General features: G+C 50.2%; 21 protein-coding genes and 1 pseudogene. 10 read left to right on the top strand and 12 right to left on the bottom strand.

The window, feature by feature from the left end:
• The first annotated feature begins 283 nt into the window (after positions 1-283).
• From F3H97_RS01485 to F3H97_RS01475, 3 genes are all read left to right on the top strand, one after another.
• Positions 284-1,189 carry an MBL fold metallo-hydrolase gene (locus tag F3H97_RS01485; RefSeq protein WP_230872783.1) on the top strand — a complete coding sequence of 302 codons (906 nt, stop codon included), beginning with the start codon at positions 284-286 and terminating at the stop codon, positions 1,187-1,189.
• A 61-nt stretch (positions 1,190-1,250) separates the two neighbouring features.
• Positions 1,251-2,084: an aldo/keto reductase gene (locus F3H97_RS01480; protein ID WP_031421296.1), complete on the top strand. Its 834-nt coding sequence runs from the start codon at positions 1,251-1,253 to the stop codon at positions 2,082-2,084.
• A gap of 12 nt (positions 2,085-2,096) precedes the next feature.
• On the top strand, positions 2,097-2,711 hold the full coding sequence (locus F3H97_RS01475) for a PH domain-containing protein (protein WP_196430372.1): 615 nt from the start codon (positions 2,097-2,099) through the stop codon (positions 2,709-2,711).
• A 43-nt stretch (positions 2,712-2,754) separates the two neighbouring features.
• Here the strand turns inward: F3H97_RS01475 and F3H97_RS01470 are convergent, their stop codons facing one another.
• A complete protein-coding gene (locus F3H97_RS01470; protein ID WP_196430371.1) occupies positions 2,755-3,273 on the bottom strand; it encodes a DUF1836 domain-containing protein in 519 nt (172 codons plus the stop codon).
• A gap of 127 nt (positions 3,274-3,400) precedes the next feature.
• Between F3H97_RS01470 and trhA the strand changes: the two genes are divergently transcribed.
• The 3 genes from trhA (at position 3,401) to F3H97_RS01455 (ending at position 6,144) form a co-directional block, all read left to right on the top strand.
• Positions 3,401-4,045, top strand: coding sequence for a PAQR family membrane homeostasis protein TrhA (gene trhA, locus F3H97_RS01465; RefSeq protein WP_031421292.1), 645 nt, complete (start codon positions 3,401-3,403; stop codon positions 4,043-4,045).
• 88 nt (positions 4,046-4,133) lie between these two features.
• On the top strand, positions 4,134-4,829 hold the full coding sequence (locus tag F3H97_RS01460) for a DsbA family oxidoreductase (RefSeq protein ID WP_196430370.1): 696 nt from the start codon (positions 4,134-4,136) through the stop codon (positions 4,827-4,829).
• A 97-nt stretch (positions 4,830-4,926) separates the two neighbouring features.
• Positions 4,927-6,144: an MFS transporter gene (locus tag F3H97_RS01455; RefSeq protein WP_159561923.1), complete on the top strand. Its 1,218-nt coding sequence runs from the start codon at positions 4,927-4,929 to the stop codon at positions 6,142-6,144.
• Between the two features lie 24 nt (positions 6,145-6,168).
• Here F3H97_RS01455 and F3H97_RS01450 read toward each other — a convergent pair whose 3' ends face one another.
• The 4 genes from F3H97_RS01450 to F3H97_RS01435 all read right to left on the bottom strand — a co-directional run bounded on the left by F3H97_RS01450 (position 6,169) and on the right by F3H97_RS01435 (position 9,124).
• The gene (locus tag F3H97_RS01450) at positions 6,169-7,263 is read right to left on the bottom strand and encodes an MBL fold metallo-hydrolase (protein ID WP_196430369.1); all 1,095 of its coding nucleotides are present in this window, start codon (positions 7,261-7,263) and stop codon (positions 6,169-6,171) included.
• 197 nt (positions 7,264-7,460) lie between these two features.
• Positions 7,461-8,039, bottom strand: a complete 579-nt coding sequence (locus F3H97_RS01445; protein WP_269318191.1) for an SCO family protein — start codon at positions 8,037-8,039, stop codon at positions 7,461-7,463.
• A gap of 13 nt (positions 8,040-8,052) precedes the next feature.
• The gene (locus tag F3H97_RS01440) at positions 8,053-8,466 is read right to left on the bottom strand and encodes a disulfide oxidoreductase (protein WP_047795569.1); all 414 of its coding nucleotides are present in this window, start codon (positions 8,464-8,466) and stop codon (positions 8,053-8,055) included.
• 1 nt (position 8,467) lies between these two features.
• Entirely contained in the window at positions 8,468-9,124 is a 657-nt protein-coding gene (locus F3H97_RS01435) for a DsbA family protein (protein WP_074037614.1), read from the bottom strand.
• Positions 9,125-9,247: 123 nt separating this feature from the next.
• On the opposite strand from F3H97_RS01435, the gene F3H97_RS01430 reads away from it, so the two are divergent.
• Both F3H97_RS01430 and F3H97_RS01425 read left to right on the top strand, forming a co-directional pair.
• Positions 9,248-10,840, top strand: a complete 1,593-nt coding sequence (locus F3H97_RS01430) for a diguanylate cyclase domain-containing protein (RefSeq protein ID WP_196430368.1) — start codon at positions 9,248-9,250, stop codon at positions 10,838-10,840.
• A gap of 342 nt (positions 10,841-11,182) precedes the next feature.
• Positions 11,183-12,528, top strand: a pseudogene (locus tag F3H97_RS01425) (IS1182 family transposase); the annotation flags it as partial.
• Positions 12,529-12,677: 149 nt separating this feature from the next.
• On the opposite strand, the gene F3H97_RS01420 reads toward F3H97_RS01425, so the two are convergent.
• Positions 12,678-12,980 carry a 7TM diverse intracellular signaling domain-containing protein gene (locus tag F3H97_RS01420; protein ID WP_031424443.1) on the bottom strand — a complete coding sequence of 101 codons (303 nt, stop codon included), beginning with the start codon at positions 12,978-12,980 and terminating at the stop codon, positions 12,678-12,680.
• A gap of 113 nt (positions 12,981-13,093) precedes the next feature.
• Here F3H97_RS01420 and F3H97_RS01415 point away from each other — a divergent pair, with 113 nt between their 5' ends.
• Positions 13,094-13,567, top strand: coding sequence for a YwpF-like family protein (locus tag F3H97_RS01415; RefSeq protein WP_031424441.1), 474 nt, complete (start codon positions 13,094-13,096; stop codon positions 13,565-13,567).
• A gap of 72 nt (positions 13,568-13,639) precedes the next feature.
• Here the strand turns inward: F3H97_RS01415 and F3H97_RS01410 are convergent, their stop codons facing one another.
• The 3 genes from F3H97_RS01410 to F3H97_RS01400 form a co-directional block, all read right to left on the bottom strand.
• A complete protein-coding gene (locus F3H97_RS01410; RefSeq protein WP_031424439.1) occupies positions 13,640-14,116 on the bottom strand; it encodes a DUF456 domain-containing protein in 477 nt (158 codons plus the stop codon).
• 10 nt (positions 14,117-14,126) lie between these two features.
• Entirely contained in the window at positions 14,127-14,726 is a 600-nt protein-coding gene (locus F3H97_RS01405) for a histidine phosphatase family protein (RefSeq protein ID WP_159563373.1), read from the bottom strand.
• Positions 14,727-14,789: 63 nt separating this feature from the next.
• Entirely contained in the window at positions 14,790-15,725 is a 936-nt protein-coding gene (locus F3H97_RS01400; protein ID WP_074034886.1) for an alpha/beta hydrolase, read from the bottom strand.
• A gap of 173 nt (positions 15,726-15,898) precedes the next feature.
• Here F3H97_RS01400 and F3H97_RS01395 point away from each other — a divergent pair, with 173 nt between their 5' ends.
• On the top strand, positions 15,899-16,978 hold the full coding sequence (locus tag F3H97_RS01395; RefSeq protein ID WP_196430367.1) for a metal ABC transporter solute-binding protein, Zn/Mn family: 1,080 nt from the start codon (positions 15,899-15,901) through the stop codon (positions 16,976-16,978).
• A 40-nt stretch (positions 16,979-17,018) separates the two neighbouring features.
• Here F3H97_RS01395 and F3H97_RS01390 read toward each other — a convergent pair whose 3' ends face one another.
• From F3H97_RS01390 to F3H97_RS01380, 3 genes are all read right to left on the bottom strand, one after another.
• Complete coding sequence (locus tag F3H97_RS01390) at positions 17,019-17,465, bottom strand: hypothetical protein (protein ID WP_196430366.1); 447 nt, start codon at positions 17,463-17,465, stop codon at positions 17,019-17,021.
• A 52-nt stretch (positions 17,466-17,517) separates the two neighbouring features.
• Positions 17,518-17,973: a hypothetical protein gene (locus F3H97_RS01385; RefSeq protein ID WP_031424431.1), complete on the bottom strand. Its 456-nt coding sequence runs from the start codon at positions 17,971-17,973 to the stop codon at positions 17,518-17,520.
• Positions 17,974-18,057: 84 nt separating this feature from the next.
• Positions 18,058-19,503 carry an alanine/glycine:cation symporter family protein gene (locus tag F3H97_RS01380; RefSeq protein WP_196430365.1) on the bottom strand — a complete coding sequence of 482 codons (1,446 nt, stop codon included), beginning with the start codon at positions 19,501-19,503 and terminating at the stop codon, positions 18,058-18,060.
• Positions 19,504-19,545 lie beyond the last annotated feature (42 nt).

Genomic DNA, 19,545 nt, shown 5'->3' with positions numbered 1-19,545 from the left:
AAAGAGGAAAACGAGCGCTTCCCGTATTTGAAAAAATGGACACACTTCACCCGTGACTGTTCAAGCGAACAGTGATGATTCGTCTCATCGTTGGAGTGAACGTGTATTTTTCATGGCACGGTATACCTCTCTTTTCCTAAGTTACTGCCACCTTATCAAATTGAAAGCGGATTCGCAAGAGTGCACCCCACAATCTCCCATTTTTTCTACTCCTTTAGGCGGATGCGGTGCATCTGTCCTCGCGATATGATGACAATATATTCGAACAGTGAGGTGATGCATGATGCGTCGACGCATCCTCGTTCCGAGTGCCGTCTTGGCGAGCGTCGGAACGTTTCTCTATACACGATTCAAACGTCGTCTCCCCCGTCCCCGCTTTAAATGGCCGGAACGTCCAGAACTGACAACCATTGATGAGACGCATGTGCAGGCGACGTGGATCGGGCATTCGACGGTCCTCATTCATTGGTATGGGCTCAAGATTTTAACAGACCCCGTCTTCTCAAAACGAATCGGTGTCCATCTCGGACCGCTGACAGTCGGCATGAAACGTCACACCGCTCCGGCCCTCTCCATTGAGGAAGTCGGCCCGGTCGATGTCATCCTACTCAGCCATGCCCATATGGACCACTTTGACCATAAAAGTTTGAAGCGACTCATCACTCGCGAGACGATTGTCGTCTCTGCTCCTGGGACGAGCCGCCTGTTGCGCCGATACCCAAGTCTGCAGACGCTCGAACTGCATCCACATGACAAAGTGACACTTGCGAACGGGCTCGATGTCCGCGCCATTCCCGTCAAGCATTGGGGCAACCGTTTCCCGTGGGACAAACATATGGGGTACAACGGATACCTGCTCAAATACAAAGGGATTCGTATGCTCTTTGCAGGAGACACGGCGTACACCGACTCCTTCAAAGGACTCGCCGACCGTGAACCGATCGACCTCGCTTTCTTCCCAATCGGTGCCTATCAACCGGACTCGTTCCAGGAAGCGCACTGCACTCCGGAACAGGCTTGGATGATGTACAAAGAGAGCGGAGCGAAGCGTTTCTTCCCGATGCATTGGGACACGTTCGTTCTTTCATATGAACCTGTCGAGGAGCCGTATCACCGTCTCGTCGCGGCCGCGAAACTCGACCGTGACCAAATTGTGATCAAGGCGCACGGGGAAAGCATCCGTCTGTAGTTTTTACTTTCCCTTCATCCAAAATTTCGGTAACGTTATAGACGAGAGGGAGGGATTATTTATGGAATGGACGACGTTGAATAATGACGTCAAGATGCCGATGCTCGGGCTCGGTGTCTATAAGGTCGAAGATGGCGCGGTGACGGTCGATACGGTCAAAGCTGCGCTCGATGCAGACTATCGATTGATCGATACGGCTGCGATTTATCAAAATGAAGAGAGTGTCGGACAAGCGCTTCGTGAAGCAGGCATCCCACGAGAGGACGTCTTTGTGACGACAAAGCTTTGGAACGAGTTTCACGGATTTGATGAGGCGCTCCAAGCGTTCCAGGATAGTCTTGACCGGCTCGGACTCGAGTATGTCGACTTGTTCCTCATCCACTGGCCAATGCCCCGTTTTGGCAAGTTCGTCGAAACGTACAAAGCACTCGAACAGTTGTATGAAGAAGGACGCGTCCGAGCAATCGGCGTCTCGAACTTTGAGATCGAGCATTTGGAACAAATCATTCAATCATGCTCAATCGTCCCGGCCGTGAACCAGGTCGAGATCCATCCATATTTGTCTCAGAAAGAACTGATTGCATTCTGCAAACGATATGACATCCAAATTCAAGCGTGGAGTCCACTTATGAAAGGACGCGAAGCGCTCGAAGATGAGACGATTGTCAAGATTGCGAACGCTCACGGCAAGTCACCGGCTCAAGTCATCTTGCGTTGGCATTTACAGAACGGCGTCGCTGTGATTCCAAAATCGGTCACACCGAGTCGAATCAAAGAAAACATACAGGTATTCGACTTCACGTTGACGAAAGAAGAGATGGCGGCCATCGATGCGCTCAATCGTGACGAGCGGACCGGGTCCGACCCGAAAGAGATGCATAAAATCCATTACTGAGGAGTGAATGACATGTTCAAAAAACTAGCTTCTGATTTGACTGGCTTCAGCGACATCGGTGAGGTGATCGACCCGTCCGATTTCGATAAGGCGGACTCGGATGATTACGTCCTCCATGAGGATAACGAAAAGATTTACTTCTTGATCAAATCAAAATCGGATGAATACTGCTTTACAAACTTAGGCATGATTCACCTCGACGGGACGAGCGCGATGAGTTCGAAACGAGTGCTATATCGTTACCCTTACGCACACTATCCGATTAAGCACGTCATGTTCGAGACGGCCGGCACCGTCGACCTCGATGTCGAAGTCAAGTTCACAATCGGCGACAAGCCATACTCAATCGATATCAACAAGAAGCAAATCGAGCACGTGAAAGATTTGTACAAGGCACTCCTTGCGATTGAAGAGATTCAGCGAGAAGGGCGTCGCATGATGGAGTATGCGAATACGTCGCTCACACACTCGGTGTCGATTTTGAGCGGACTCCGTGAAGGTGACATGAACGTCCCGAACACGTTCAAGGAATTGAACGAGCAATCGTTCGATTGGCTACAACGTCACTATCATGACTGGAACCGTAAAGACTTCGGTACGGTTTACGAGAAGTACATCAATAACTAAAAAACAACTCCTCCGCAGACGATTCGTCCTCGGAGGAGTTGTTTTAGTTCTCATCAATCAATTGCTCGGCCAATCGCTGATACAAGTGACTCATGTGCACGGCAGACGCGATGGCAAGCGTTCGCTTAACACCGCTCTCATCTTCGAGTGATGTACTTAATAGCGTGTCCGCCTGGGCTTCAAATGCTTCTAGATTCTTCACTTTCTGCGCCTGATACGCCTCATAGAAGTCTTCAAGTGAGAACGTCTCATCCGACTCGTTCAACGGTCGGAGCGTCTCTTTGATGTCACTGATCGACAAGAGACCTTTCATCTCATAAATCAAACTGAGTAACATCAAATGTTCGTTCGTATACTTTTTATTTTTGACGGGATGAAATAACTTGCCCTTCGCATAGTTGTTGATCATCGTCTTCGTCAAAATGGTCTCATCCTCGTTTCGCTTCATCTTCCCATAATGCTGCTCGAACAACTGGATGACCTGGTCCATGTATAAGTCAACGGTCGGCAATACGTCCCGTGGGAGTGTACCTTCCGTTTCGGTAATATTCTTCGCTTTCATCTATCTCACCTCACTTCCTAAGTATAAAGAAAACTTTCATTTGTCGAAAGGTACACCTTGCTGTTTGTTCCTCTTCAGTATATCATGTAGTTATCGATACTACATGATGTGATAAGGAGTGTTTTACATGCATTCGATTTTCCGTGAACCCATCAACGCACTGACGCATCTTGCCGGTGCGGTACTGGCTTTCATCGCCCTCATCGCGATGGTCGTTAAAGCTTCGTTACTCGGCTCGCCACTTGCGATTATGGCCGCGATTCTATTCGGGATCAGCCTTGTTTTTCTTTACTTATCGTCAGGTCTTTACCATAGCATCATCGCCTCACCGAACGTCATCGCTTTCTTCCGGAGAATCGACCATGCGATGATTTACGCGTTGATTGCGGGTACATACGCACCGCTCACGTTACTCGCGCTCGAAGGACCGACGCGGTGGGTCCTCTTCGGTACCGTACACGCACTCGCCTTGTTCGGCATTATTTTTAAACTCGTCTGGTTCCATGCCCCTCGTTTCTTGTCGACCGCGCTCTATATCGGGATGGGATGGTTGTCAGTTTTCTTTATCGGACCACTCCATGACGTGATCGGCAACGCCGGTATCTTCTGGCTCGTCCTCGGGGGCGTCATGTATACGATTGGCGGACTCATTTATGGGTTCAAACCAAAATTCGTCAACTGGCGAGGATGGGGTTTCCATGAAGTGTTCCATCTGTTCATCTTGTTCGGAAGCTTCGCTCACTTCGTCTGTGTATTCTGGTACGTCTTTTAAGTCCTCCTCGTGGAGGGCTTTTTTTCATGAGCCGTTTCCTGTACTTTGAATTCAAGATTTCCTACACTAAGGACAGGAGGGATTCATCATGAAAATTGAAGTATGGTCAGATTATGTCTGCCCGTTTTGTTATATCGGGAAGCGTCGTCTAGAAGAGGCGCTCGAACAGTTCCCACAGGCAGATCAAGTCGAAGTCGAATTCAAGAGTTTCGAGCTCGACCCGAACGCCCCGACGAATGATTCACGTACCATCTATGAAGCGCTTGCGACGAAGTATGGCATGCCGATCGAACAGGCGAAAGGGACGACGGCTCAAGTCGCTGCACAAGCCCGCGAAGTCGGACTCGATTATGATTTTGAGAACATGGTCGTGACGGGGACGCTCGACTCGCACCGTTTGACGCATTATGCGAAGACGGTCGGGAAAGAGAAAGAATTGTCGGAAGCGTTGCTTCAGGCGTACTTCGTCGATGCGAAACACATCGGAAATCACGATGTGCTGCTTGAAATCGCGACAAGCGTCGGACTCGATTCTGACGCGGTTCGTGACGTCTTGACGACTGACGTGTATACGGAAGACGTACGTGCAGAAGAAAAACGCGCGAGCGACCTCGGCATCACGGGTGTGCCGTTCTTCGTATTCGACAACAAGTACGGGGTGTCCGGTGCTCAGCCGACGGAAGCGTTCACGCAAGTGCTCGAAAAAGTCTGGTCTGAGAACAATCCGACTATCCAAGTCCTTTCAAACGGTGCGACGTGCACTGACGACAACTGTGATATTTGATTGATGAAGAAGCCGACGTTCGGCTTCTTTTTTGTGGCTAAATGAATCATTCTCAAGCATAATTATTATCAACAGATAAGAATCGAGGAATACATCTATGTGGAAAAATCGGAACGTCTGGATCATCTTGACGGGCGAATTCGTCGCCGGTCTTGGTCTATGGCTCGGCATCATCGGGAACTTGGAATTTATGCAAGACCGTGTCCCCTCTGACTTTGTGAAGGCGGTCATTCTCGCCATCGGTTTACTTGCCGGGGTCGCCATCGGTCCGCTCGCGGGTCGCTTGACCGACCAAGGTTCTAAGAAAAAAATCATGCTCATCTCGAGCATCGTCCGGGCGCTCAGCGTGATCTTCATGTTCGTCGCCATCGAGACGAATTCGGTCGTGTGGATGGTCATCTTCTTGATTATCTTACAGGGATCGGCCGCTTTTTATTTCCCTGCCCTCCAGGCAGCGATTCCGCTCATCGTGAAAGAACGGGAACTTCTTGCCTTGAACGGCGTTCATATGAATGTGTCTACCTTGTCGCGTGTCATCGGGACGGCGATTGCAGGTGTCCTTTTGACACTGATCTCGCTCCGTAACGTCTATGCGCTCTCGCTCGTCGCCTACCTGTTGCTAGCGGTCGCGACGCTCTTCTTGAAACTCGATGAGACGAAAACGCCCTCGGCGAAAAAGGTCGATGCGAAAGCGTCGAGCGGTTTCAAAGACGTCTTCCCAATCATCAAATCGATTCCAGTCATCTTCATGACACTCGTCATGACGCTCATCCCGCTCCTCTTCATCGGAGGATTCAACTTGCTCGTCATCAACATCAGTGAGTTGCAAGATTCGACGGCGATTAAAGGATGGATTTATACGGCAGAGGGACTCGCCTTCATGACAGGTGCCTTTATGATTAAACGGATCGGAGAAAAATTCTCGGCGTTCTCGATTTTATTCTCGTTCTCGTTTTTAATCGGTGTCGCCCAACTGATGCTCTATTTTGCGGACATCCCGTTCATGTCCATTGCTGCGTTCGTTCTCTTCGGCTTCTCAGTCGGATGTTTCTTCCCGACGGCGGTCACGATTTTCCAGACACGGATGCCAAAAGAATATCACGGTCGTTTCTTCTCGTTCCGAAACATGCTCGACCGGATCATCTTCCAAGTCGTCCTTCTCGTGACAGGATTCTTCCTCGATTTGATTGGACTTCAGCTCATGGTCGTCTTGTTTGGAATTAGTTCGATTGCGATGACCGGCGCATTTCTTGTATACACGAGAAAGCATCAATTGCATATCGAGGAAGATTCCACAGAGAAGATGTCTTCCTAACAAAAAAACAAGCGGTGACCGAGGTCATCGCTTGTTTACGTCTTCGAGCTCTCGCCACCACGTCGTCGTATCATTCCGACCGTCGAGCGTGATTCTCTCCCCGATTTTCGGAGTGAGGACGACTTCTTTTGGTAAGAGAGATGCCATCTGTTCTGCCGGGTCGAACCAATCATGAAACGAGAGCGTGAATGCACCCCAATGGATCGGCATCATCTGATCGGCGCGTAGATCACGAAACGCTTGCGCGGTCTCTTCCGGCTGCATATGGACGTCTGGCCAGCGCACATCATATTGCCCGCATTCGAGTGCAGCGAAATCAAACGGTCCGTACTGTTCGCCAATCATCTTGAAATGCGGAGCATATCCACTGTCCCCACTGAAGAAGAGCCGATCCGTCTCACCGAGGACGACCCACGACGCCCACAGCGTGCTGTTGCGGTCCGTCAACGAGCGACCGGAGAAGTGACGCGCCGGCGTACAGATGAATGTCCACGACCCGAACACATGCGACTCGCCCCAATCCCGTTCTACGATTCGTTCTGTCCCGATACCCCATCGTTTCAAATGGCTTCCGACACCGAGCGGTACGATGAACATGGCGACCTTGTCTTGGATGGCAAGGATTGTCCCATAATCGAGATGATCGTAATGATCATGCGTCAATAAGACGACATCGATTTCAGGCAAATCCTCGAGTTCAAACGGCAAGTCTTCACTGAAACGCTCATTTTTGGCGAAGGGGAGTGGGGACGGGCTGCGTCCAAACATCGGATCGACAAGCATCGTCTTCCCGTCCATTTGTACCATGAGAGCAGAATGTCCGAGCCAATAGACTCTTGTGAAGCTCGACCCCGTCTTCTCCTCGAAATCGATCGGCACGATAGGAAGGCGTTCGGTAGGCTTACGCAGTGACGTCACATCACGATAGTCACGCGCCATCGACACCATGTCCTGCGCAGAAAAGTTCATCGGCGTTTCATATTGATTACGAAACTTTCCGTTGACCCGGTTCGGAGATTGAAGCGATTTAGGCTTTCGTCCGAGCGGTTTGTACTGTGTCAGAATCGTTCCGGTGACAGCCGCCATTCCGACCAATGAGAGCAACATCGTCTTTTTCATGTAAATCCTCTTTTCTAATAGTTCGTTTAATTGATTATAGCGCGCCTTCTCCGTTTCTATACGAGAAAGTATGTCGATTCGCCTATCTTTCAAAAAATGGCGTGGTCTTAGTTGAGGTATTCTAGTGTCTCCATTATATCAGGTCTCATCGATAAAAAAGACCTGCCCCACCGGTGTATGGTGGAACAGGTTTTCGGTTAAGACTTTTGCAAGATTTTAATATCATTGATGATGTCTTCGGTCGGAACGTTTTGGAAACCTGGATACGCCTTGATGATTTTTCCTTCCTGGTCGACCAAATAGAAATACGTGCCGTGGTCGACTTGTGTGCCTTCGTCAGGCTTCCGAACGAGCGCCTTAAAGTTCTGTTGAGCAAATGTTTCAATTTCGTCTTGCGAATAGCCTGAAAGGAACTGCCAATCTGCTTTCGCAAGGTCATAGCCACTCATAAACTCCTTCATTTTCTCCGGAGTATCCACCGTCGGGTCGACGCTGAACGAAACGAACTGCACGTCTTCGACGCCTTCTTTTTCAAGCGCTTCATTCAGTTTCGTCATATTGTATGTCATCGGTGGGCAGACCGTCTCACAGCTTGTGAAAACGAAATCCGCCATCCACACTTTCCCTTTTAAATCGTCAAGACTGACCATTTCTTCATCTTGATTCGTATATTCGAACGATTCGACTTCCCAGTTGAGCGGGTCCTCAATCTCTTGCCCGCATCCTGCTAGGACGATGAGCATCGTCGTCAAACCAATCATCCACCATTTCTTCACACGTGCCAACTCCTTATCGCTTTTTGACGTTCCACATGAGGATTGTGATGAGCGTGAAAGCCGTCAATGCGAGGAACGGGATCGTGATGAACCCGAGCCAGTTAATGTATTGACCGCTACACGGAACTCCTTGTGCACAAGGTTGAATTTCTGCAAAACCTGGCACTTTCTGTACCAAGTAATGGTAAAGTGATACGAAACCGCCTATGATAGTAAGCGGTAACACATATTTCCGAACCGCCCGATCGTCCGTGAAGACGGCAATTCCCAAGAGGATGGTCAGCGGATACATAAAGATACGTTGAATCCAACATAGCTCACATGGCACGAACTCCCTAATCTCACTGAAGTAGAGACTGCCGAGCGTCGCCGTCAACGAGACGAGCCAAGCGAGGTATAACCCATACTTTTCGAGAAATGATTTCATCTTACAAATCCTGCTCGATCAGCTCTTGGATTTTTTCGTAATCGAACGGATCTTCGAGCATCACGCCGTTGATCATGATGGACGGGGTGAATTGAACACCGTTCTCTTTTACAAGACCGTCATCCGTACTGACTTTTTCAAGTACGGTCGATTCTTCCCCAAGGTCTTGCTCAAACTTCGCCAAGTCGACCGATGTCGTTTCGCCTGCGATTTCTTTCAGCTTCTCGACCGTCACCCATGCATTGTCGTGTTGTTGTGATTCCGGTTGCGCATCGTAGAGCGCCTTATGGAACTTCCAGAACGACTCAGGGTCTTGCTCGTATACCGACTCGGAAGCGAGGGATGCCAAGATCGATTCTTGTCCGTGGAACAAGACGTTAATATAGCTGAAGCTGACGTCTTCCTTGTCGAGATAATCCGCTTTCAGTTGCGGGTAAATCGTTTCACCCCACTGTTTACACGAAGGACACTTGTAATCTCCGAACTCGACGACCGATACTTTTGCGTCCGGGTTTCCGAGTGTCGGTTGTCCTTCAATCGAGACGTGATCGCCACGCTCAGCTGTCGTCGACTCATCTTGGTTGAGTAAGACGAACACCAATGCGATTAATGCGACCGCGACGATGGTCAAGATGACCAACAATTGATTCTTTTTCATTCTCTTCACCTCTATCTATTTTCGACTCGTCTTTCATTATAGCGGAAGCTCTTCTTCCTATCATGATATCGACTCGTTTTTCATAATTCTCTTTAATTCAAGCTTTAGGAGGTTTAATTACGCATGATGAAGTCTTTTACGATGCGCCTCGGACTCATTTTGGCGCTCAGCATTGCCACGCTCGTCTTTTTACTGACGATCGCACTCACTTCCCTCATCAGTCACCGGGCATCTGACGCGCTCGAGAAAGAAATCGGGGAACGCCTCTCGACGACATCACATCAATTGGCGGACAAACTCGATTTTTATATGTGGTCACGCTATCAAGAAGTCCAACTCTTACAAGGCCTTGATTTAGAAGACCGAGACGAGACACGTCGTCTCCTCGACCAAGTCCAATCAAACATCCCCGCCTTCTCTTGGATGGGCGTCACGGATGCGGACGGGACCGTCGTCGCTTCGACGAACGGGATTCTCGAAGGGGCATCGATTGCGGAACGACCGGTTTATCTTGAAGCGCAAGATTCCCCATTTATCGGAGATGTCCACGAGGCAGTTCTCTTAGCTGAATTATTGCCGAATCCGACGGGAGAACCGCTCCAATTCGTCGATATCAGTGTCCCGCTTTTCCAGGACGGCTCGTTTCAAGGGGTACTTGCAACTCATTTAAGCTGGGCCTGGGGGAAAGAAGTACTCGAACATTTCAATCGAACGCTTCATGAACAAGTCGATGATACGGATTTATTCGTCATCAGTGAACGAGACAATATTGTGCTCCTCGGTCCAGACGACATGGTCGGAAAACCACTCCCTGTATCCTTTACAGAAGGCGCCTCCGTGAAAGAGTGGGATGACGGTCAAGACTATCTGACAGGTATGTCAATCGGAGAAGGATATGATGAATATCCTGGACTTGGTTGGCAGGTCGTCGTCCGTCAGCCGACGGCAGTCGCGTTTGCACCAGTCGAGACACTTGAAACGAGAATTCTATGGATTGGTTTATTGGCCTCACTCGTGACGGCTGTACTCGGTTGGCTACTCGCTTCGATCGTGACGAAACCGTTGAAGCGAATCACCGAAACGGCTTCGCTCATGGAACAAGGCAAAGCGAACACATTCCCCCATCAATCAGGAATTGAAGAGATTGAGTCGCTCGCTTTCGCGCTCGAATCGCTCGTCACCTCCCTTACGGAGTCAGAGTCGGAGCGGGTACACTTTGAAAAACTAGCAAACCGTGACGCACTGACCGGTCTTTCAAACCGGGTCGCCCTACGTGAACAGCTGAATCAACTACACACCTCGCAAGAACCGTACGTCTTCTTTTATCTCGATCTCGACGGCTTCAAGGCGGTGAATGATACATATGGTCATGCGGTTGGGGACGAGGTATTGGTCGAGGTCGCACACCGGTTACGGGCGCTCCCCATCGAGGAGGTTTACCCCGTCCGATTGAGCGGAGATGAGTTCTTCCTCATGTTCCCAAGGACTGAGCGTTCGACCCAACAGATTCGGGAGGTCGGAAGCACACTCATCGAGATGATTTCTGAACCGATTACGCTAGACATCGTATCGGTGAAAGTCGGGGCTAGTATCGGGGCGTCCATTTGGAGTCCACCGGAACCACCGCACATCGCTATCGAACAAGCGGACGAAGCGTTATACCAGTCAAAAGCGAACGGGAAACACCAACTGTCCTTCCATGAGTCGCTCTCATGACATCGTTTCCCCATGCAAAAAGGAGTTCATGATGAACTCCTCAGCTTGTTGACAAATAAGATGTACGAACTCGTCCTTCCGGCGCCCACGCTTTCCGCAGGCAATCCCGGAGCCGCATCGCGACTCAAGTCGCTGCTGGGTCTCCGTCGGATTGCTTTCCTGCAGGAGTCGGGGCGCCGTGGGACGAGCCACACGAATGGTCGCCACCTTTGGCGACCATTTGTCTTTTTCTGAGGCCTCGATGGCCGAAGAAAAAGCCCGATACATACTTCGAACCGGTCCAAACGGGGAATGAAGAAGATAAACACCACGTTCGCCCGTCATCAAAAGGAGGTACCCGATATGTATCGCGCCCATTCCGAGAAGCGACATGAACCGATCCAGTCGAAGACCACGTTGGACCAGCTGGTCCCGCAGGATCATCTCGTCCGGAGACTCGACCGCCACATCGACTTCTCGATCGTCCACCGGCTCTGCGCCCCGCTCTATTCGAACACCGGTACGCCCGGCATCGACCCGGAGATCATCATCAAGATCATCCTACTCGGACCCCTGTTCAACATCCGTTCCGTGCGGCAGACCGTGAGGGAGGTTCAGACGAACCTCGCCTATCGCTGGTTCCTCGGTCTCGGCATCGATGAGAAGGTTCCCGACCATTCGACGATCAGCCAGGCCTACCGCCGACGCTTCCAGGGGAACGACGTGTTCCAACAAATCTTCGAGGACATCGTCCGACAGGCGGAATCTCACGGTCTCGTCTCCGGGCGCATCCTGATCACGGATTCCACGCACATCCGGGCGAACGCGAACAAGAAGAAGTTCGACAAGGTCGAGGTCGAACGGGTCGTCGGTGCGATCGAGGACGAGCTTCTCACCCGCGTGAACGAGGGACGGGCCGAACGCGGAAAAAAGAACTGAAACCGGCATCTGAGAAGAGGGAGCGCCGGCTCGTCAAGGTGAGCCGGACCGACCCGGATGCGGGATACATGTATCGTGACCAGAAGCCGGAAGGCTTTTTCTGGCTGGCGCATCGGACGGTCGACGCCAAGCACAATTTCATCGTCGATGTACACGTCACACCCGGGAACGTCTCGGACAGCACCGTCTATCTCAATCGGCTCGACCATGTCCTCGAACGTTTCCATTTCCCGCTCGAGGCGGTCGCGCTCGATGCAGGCTACTTCACGACCGGGATTGCGAAGGCGCTCGTCGAACGGGGCATCTTCGGGGTCATCGCCCGGAGGCGTTTCGGTGGGAAGAAGGGGATGTTCCGCAAGACCCGGTACACGTACCTGCCCGAGGAAGATGCGTATCTCTGTCCGGCGCGACAGCGCCTCACCTATCAGACGACGGACCGCCACGGCTATCACCATTACGTCTCCGACCCCTCCATCTGTCAGAACTGCCCTCTCCTCGAGAAGTGCACGTCCAGCCGGACGCACCGAAGGGACATCACACGCCACGTCGATGAACATTACCGCGAGCAGGTGAACGAGAACCGCCTGTCCGCGTCCGGGAGATCCCTTTACCGACTGCGGCCGCAGACCGTCGAGCGCTCGTTCGCCGATGGGAAAGAGCTCCACGGGCTCCGTTTCACCTTCTACAGGGGGACCGCGAAGGTCCAACGTGCCAATCTGGTGGCAGCCACCGCACAAAACATGAAGAAGCTGGCCAACCTGTTGGCCAGAAAGGACCGTCTACATAACATTTCTTCAATCTTTTGTCGGGCAGAGCGCCTCAAGCTCGTTGAACCTAAAAAAAGACGAACCAAATCGCACATGGCGATTTGGTTCGTCAACAGCCTGACGGCTGTGGGTGCATACCCACAGCCGTTTTTTTATACCATCGTCATCTCGCCTGCTTGGCTTTGATCTTCTTTTCTCCGAAAGTAAAGCGCCATCGACAAAGAGAGCAATATCAAGACAAAATAGACGGTCCGTTGCCAAAACGTCGCTTCGGTGTCTCCTTGGAACAACGCAATGATATAATCGCTCCCACTGACTAAAAACAATCCGGCAAGCAAGAGAAAGATCCGATAGCCGGCCCGACTCCGCTCCCGTTTCACTTTGAAGAAAAGGACACCATAATAGACGATTGCGAGAATCGTCACATACCCGATTACGCCAACAACCCAACTCATCTTGATGCCTCCCTCACTCTCTATTTTTCTGTTTCTTCCCCGTTATCTTAACACATTCTATTCCTCAGACTGTGTTAAGATGGTCTAAAGAAAACGCGGAAAGGAACGATCCCATGAAAACGTTTCGCCTCGTCCAAGTCCGACTCGTCCAAGACGAATACGGCAATGAACTGAATTTACCGATCGATTTACTCGATGGGTTAATCATCTCGAAGGAGCACGATTCAGAGTGGCTCCTCGAAATGCTCGTGCCGACCGAGTCGGCTGTCACGCTCCATCATTACTTAAACAAACGCATCCTCATCCTCGCTGAAGCCGTCATCACGTCGCCAACGAACGCCCCGGCTGCACTCGCTTTGACGTTCACGAGCGAGCGGGCCTTGAACGACCATCATACGTTCGTCGCTGAAGGACTCATGTTGATGCCGAAACAAGACGCGACGAAGCAAGTACTCGATTCGTTGATTCAAGATGGCGTCGCCACATCGAATTTAAAGCCCGCCTTCTTCGAGAAAAAAGTCGAAATGCAACAATCGTTCAGTCGCTCCGCTTTCAATCAATTGGTCAAAACCGGGTCATTCGAATAATCGGATGACCTGTTTTTCTTTCCCCAAAACCATTCACCCTTCAAACTAAAAAGACGGAGAAACATCTCCGCCTCACACGTAGATAAAGAATAGGATGATCATCATCGTCATCCCGATCACTTTTAAGAGCGTGCTGCCGAGAAAGGCGAGAACGGTTCCGACGCCGATGCTCCACGCTTCACGTGTCGTCTTCCCGAGTGTCAACTCCGCCAAGAAAGCGAAGATGAACGGGAAAATCAAAACCCCGACGAGCGGGAAAATAAACGGTCCCGCAATCAAGCCGATTGTCGCACCCCATTTCGCTCGCTCCGAACCACCCCGTTTATCCACCGTAGCCCGGGTGACGACATAGTCGACGCCGAATAAGAAGACGAGGAAGACCGATTGCCATACCCAGAATGTCCAGGTCAATGGTTCAAACGAAAAACCGAATCCATAAATCATGTATCCGATGAACAAGAACAAGACACTCGGGATGACTGGATAGATGAGTCCTGCAAAAGCGACCACAAATGATGCGATAATGAATACCCATAGTAAGGTCGTCATGACATTCTCCTCATTTCATAATGGTCGGATCGGTGATATGGTCAGCCACGTTGACCGCCTTCACTTCAAACTGACCTTGTTGATGGATGATATAGTTCGAGCAGGCGTTTCGCATGGCGTGACGGAACGTATATGTCCCATCGATGGCAGAAAGCGCCGCTTTGATTGCATGGGAATGGCAGACGACAACGATGCGCTTCCCTGGATACGTATCCACCAAATGGTTCATTCCTTCTAAGACCCGGCTACGCATCTCGTCTTCTGTTTCGAGACCAGGAATCCGCTCTTGGTCATCTGCTTGGACAGCCTCGTAAATTCCTTTCACGGGCTGCCCGGATGCCGTTCCGAATTCACGTTCAATGAAACGCTCATCTAGCAGAATCGCTTTATGTTCGATACCACAAGCTGTTGCGATTGCTTGTGCAGTGTGAACCGCACGTGACAGGGGACTCGATACGATGACGTCCCACTCCTCTTGACTCAAAAAAGCTGCACTCTCCTCTGCCTGTTGACGTCCGAGTGCATTCAACGGGTTATCTTCACGCCCTTGAATAATTTCTAAACGATTCCAATCGGTCTGACCGTGTCTGACTAAACATAACTCTGTCACTACTTCCACTCCTTACTCTTTCAATCATCCCCCATCGTACCATCTTCCCTAAAAATCGCAACGTCATCCGAGACATTCTTCAATAAAACGATTGATTCGGGCCATGAGTTGCTCTTCTTTGATTGGATTATCCGATTGGAGGAAGCTCGCAAGCGAGTGGGTTCCATTTGGAAATGAGATGAGTTGAACGTTCGCACCGACATCACTCGCATGTTCGACGAAGTGAAGCGCTTGGCCGAACGGGACAATCGGATCTTTCTTCCCGTGTAGCAGTAAAATCGGCGGGGCATCGGCGTATAGATGGGAGACCGGGGAGCATTTTACCATCAACTCCCGCCATTCCTCGCGGCTTCCTTCATAGAACTTTAAATGGGCGAGCCACGTCTGGATGAATTTGAACAATAAAAAGTTCGTCGGTGGATACAAGGCGATGACCCCTTTGATCGTCGGGAGGTCGTCTCCCAAATCACCTGCAAATTGTCGATGACGGTCGAGCGCAGTCGCAAGCATGAGCGCAGCGCCTGCTGAATCCCCCCAAACGAGCAATTGACTCGTGTCTAGCGTCAATAACGATTCATGTTGTTTCAAATAGCACAGTGCATCTGAGACATCAAAAATATTATCGGGGAAGTACACCCCGTCTTCAAATAAGCGATAATCGATGCTGACGACAGCGATCCCTTTCCCCAAAAAGTGGTCAAGCAATGGATGAAACAGGGTCACCATACTCCGATTCCCTCTGACGAACGCTCCCCCATGTGCATATACCGCTACGGGGAACGGCCCTTCTCCAGGGGGGAGATACAAATCAAATTGGAGCGGACGATCGTGAACAATTTTATACGTGTACGTGTGGCGCCGGCGTGTTGTCGGTTGAATCGGCAACTCGGGTTCTTGCCATCTGACAAGGGACCCATATTGACTCCACACGCTAGCCCCGGCTGCCGTCGCCGCAGCAATCGCCGCACCCCCGACAAACCAGGCAGTCTCCTTTCTCATACAATCCACTCCTCGTTCCTTTTTTTAATCATATTCCCGCTTTTTTCAAAAATCTATCCATCAGAAGTCGGACTTGACGTGCTCCGAAGCTCACACTATAATATTACTCGCAGTCATAAAACGTAACAGTTACGATTTAATATTCAGATAACTTGAAAGGTGGAAGATGGAAGATGAAGAAAACTTGGTTAGGCGCAGTCGCAGCCGGTACGCTTTTACTTGGTGCGTGTGGAAATACCGAAGGAGATAACGCATCTGAATCGACAGATGGTCAACTGACCGTCTTCGCTTCAACGTTTGCATTAAAATCATTAGCCGAAGAAATCGGTGGGGACCGCGTCAACGTGGAGATGGTCATTCCACCTGGGGCTGATCCGCATACGTATGAGCCAACTTCAAAGCAAATGACACAAATCGCAGAAGCCGACCTCTTTTTGACGATTGGTCATGACCTTGAACCTTACGTCGAGTCTATGGAGAAGAGTTTAGATGGTCAGAACGTCGCCTTCGTCAAAACAGCCGAGAACGTGAAGTTACTTGATGCGGCGGATACCGTCCATGTCCATGATGAGGAAGGACATACTGAAGACGACCACGCTCATGAAGAAGAAGGACATTCTGAAGATGAACATGCTCACGAAGAAGACGCACACTCTGAAGACGAACATGCTCACGAAGAAGACGCACACTCTGGAGACGAACATGCTCACGAAGAAGGAGACGGTCATAGTCACGGTCAATACGATCCCCACGTCTGGCTTGACCCGATGAATGCTGTATCAATGGCAGAAGCGGTCGAAGCCGCATTCAGTGAGGAAGCACCCGACTATAAAGACGAGTTCGCAGAACGGTTAAGCACTTTTAAAGACGAAGCAAACGCTCTCGACACTGAATTGAAGGCAGCCGTCGAGAACGGTTCAAAATCCGAGTTACTCGTGACGCATGCCGCATATGGTTATTTGGCTGAACGTTACGGATTTGACCAATTACCAATCGCGGGACTTACACCGTCTGAAGAGCCGTCACAACAAGCTCTCAAACGGATCATCGAGGAAGCCCGTCTCCACGACTTGAACTATATCGCATTCGAAGACACGGTCACACCAAAAGTGGCCGAAGTCGTGAAACAAGAGATCGGTGCAGAGAGCGTGACAATCTACAACTTGGAATCGGTCAGGAAAGAACAGATGGATAAGAGCTACTTCGACTTGATGCGTGAAAACGTCAAGGCACTTGAGACAGCGTTGAAATAATCAAAATCCCGAAGCGAGTCACCTCGCTTCGGGATTTTTTTCATGCTTCTATTTGATGATCTAACGTCTTCAGCGTGACGAGAAGTAGGAGGAGTAGCGATACGATGACGCTCATCATCCAGAAATCCCCGTCCATGAAGAATAAAGTCGTCCACTCCCCTGTACTCAATCCCAACCACGCTTGACTGACAGCAACGCCTATCAGTGCGATTGCAACAAAACGAATCCATGTCATTTTTGGAACGAACCGCTTGCTGACCAAATAACTATTCAATACTAAAAGACCAACATATACGATGAGAAGGACGTTCCAAGCCGTGTCAAATGAGACAGATACCACCCCAACCGTGACAGCATACCCCCATGTCACCAAGAATACAGCGAATGAGATAAGTGTGATGCGATAAAGCGACTTGAACCCCGTTTGATACGCAAGAAACGGATTGATGAGTAGCCCGAGCCAGATGAGTGTGCCGAACACATCCATGAGCAAATCCCCTTTATACCATTTATTAACAGTATACCATGGGAATTCACTTTCATTCATAATAAATCAAGACGAGTTCTTCCTGGGACGAAGCAATCTCACAAAACTGTTGCAATCGGGTCCAATCTTCCCAAATCATCTCGAATTCATCTTTTGCAACGAATGCCATGTCTTTCACATCATCTCGCCCGAACGCATGCAACGTATCTTTGACAATATGAAGTAACTGCGGGGTCAAGATACCGACCACGACCGCCTGCGCCTCATTGACAATCAACTCTTCGCCGACGAGCGCCATTTCCATGTTATACGTGTCGGCCCCGTCGATATATACCTCGATTTGACTAAGTACGCGTTGAAACGGTTCCACATTCGGAAGCGTCAGCGTATCGTCCCGATCCCGATATTGCTCATGCATATGAATCAACCAGTCTAAAATCATCTCCGGATCCTGATTAAATGACACCCAAACTTCTGGGGAAACACGTACATAATGCGTCGTCTCCATACATGAACGCCCCCTTTTTATGACATTACCCGTCTTATATACGTAAAAAAACCGCCTACTTGAATTCGTAGACGGTTCCTTATATCAAGAACGACTTGTTCCTGTTTGTTGTTCCTCTGTTTCGCTTTCCCAAGCTTCGATGTATTCACGACCAGGAAGATTCTCAACCGAGTCGACATAGAAAACTGGGTCTTCTCCTTCGCGTCGCTGTGCCAAGTAGTCATCGAGAACGGCGCGAGCCACTTTCGCCAAGCGGAAGATGGCATATAAGTTCACGAGTGCCATGAGACCCATGAACACGTCAGCAATCGACCAAACAAGGCCGGCAGAGCGGACCGCACCAAACAAGACCATGCCGACAACACCAATGCGATAGAGCGTGACGTAGATTTTCTTATCCGAGATGAACTGGATGTTCGTCTCACCGTAGTAATAGTTTCCAAGAATCGAACTGAACGCAAATAGGAAAATCGCAATCGTCAAGAACGATGTCGCGACCGAACCGATTTCTGCTGTCAACGCGGCTTGCGTCAATTCGACACCCGCAAACGACTCTGAACCGGCTACGCCTGAAATCAAGATAATCATCGCTGTCGATGTACAAACGAGCAATGTATCGACAAATACGCTAAACGATTGAATCAATCCTTGTTTGACAGGGTGCGATACTTCCGCTGTCGCAGCGGCGTTCGGTGCAGAACCCATACCCGCTTCGTTCGAGAAGAGACCTCGACGAATCCCTTGAAGTACCATGGCGCCAATCGCCCCTCCGAAGAGTTGCTCAATTCCGAGGACTCCTTCTGAGAAGATGAGGCTGAAGACGTCTGGTAGAAGGGAAACGTTCGTCACCATAATCCAAATCGCGAGTAAGATGTAGCCACCTGCCATGACCGGTACGATGATACTCGACAAGAGTGCGATCGATTGGATCCCACCAAAGACGACAATTGCCGTCACAATCGCGAGGACAACCCCAACGACTGTTGTGCTGATCCCGAACTGGTTACTCACAGAGAGTGAGATCGTATTCGACTGTACCGAGTTGAACGCGAATCCGAATGAGAACGTGATTAAAATCGCGAACAAGACACCTAGCCAACGTTGGCCGAGCGCACGCTCCATATAGTAGGCAGGTCCCCCACGCCATGTGCGTCCATCACGAATCTTGTACACTTGTGCCAACGTACTTTCGACGAATGCAGATGCTGCCCCAATCAACGCAATGAGCCACATCCAGAAAACTGCTCCTGGGCCACCTAGCGCAATCGCTGTCGCCACACCGGCAATGTTTCCTGTCCCTACACGAGCTGCCGTTCCGATTGCGAAAGCTTGGAACGAAGACACTTGGCCTTTTTCACGTGCTGTGCCCTCTTTGAACAAGAGGCGGAACATTTCAGGAATCATGCGGAACTGAACGAAGCCCATACGAACTGTAAAATAAAGACCTAAAGCGACAAGTACAACGATGAGCACTTGCGACCACAACAAATCGTTCGCTTGCGAAACGAGTTTCTCTACCAATTTCTCCATACTAATCCTCCATCATTCTAAAAATCTCAACAGAAAAAGTCA

Origin of the sequence: Exiguobacterium sp. SRB7LM (assembly GCF_015712685.1) — a bacterium.
Lineage (GTDB): Bacteria > Bacillota > Bacilli > Exiguobacteriales > Exiguobacteriaceae > Exiguobacterium > Exiguobacterium profundum.
Note: the sequence above shows the minus strand (reverse complement) of the source record. Positions and strands in the feature narration are given on the sequence as shown.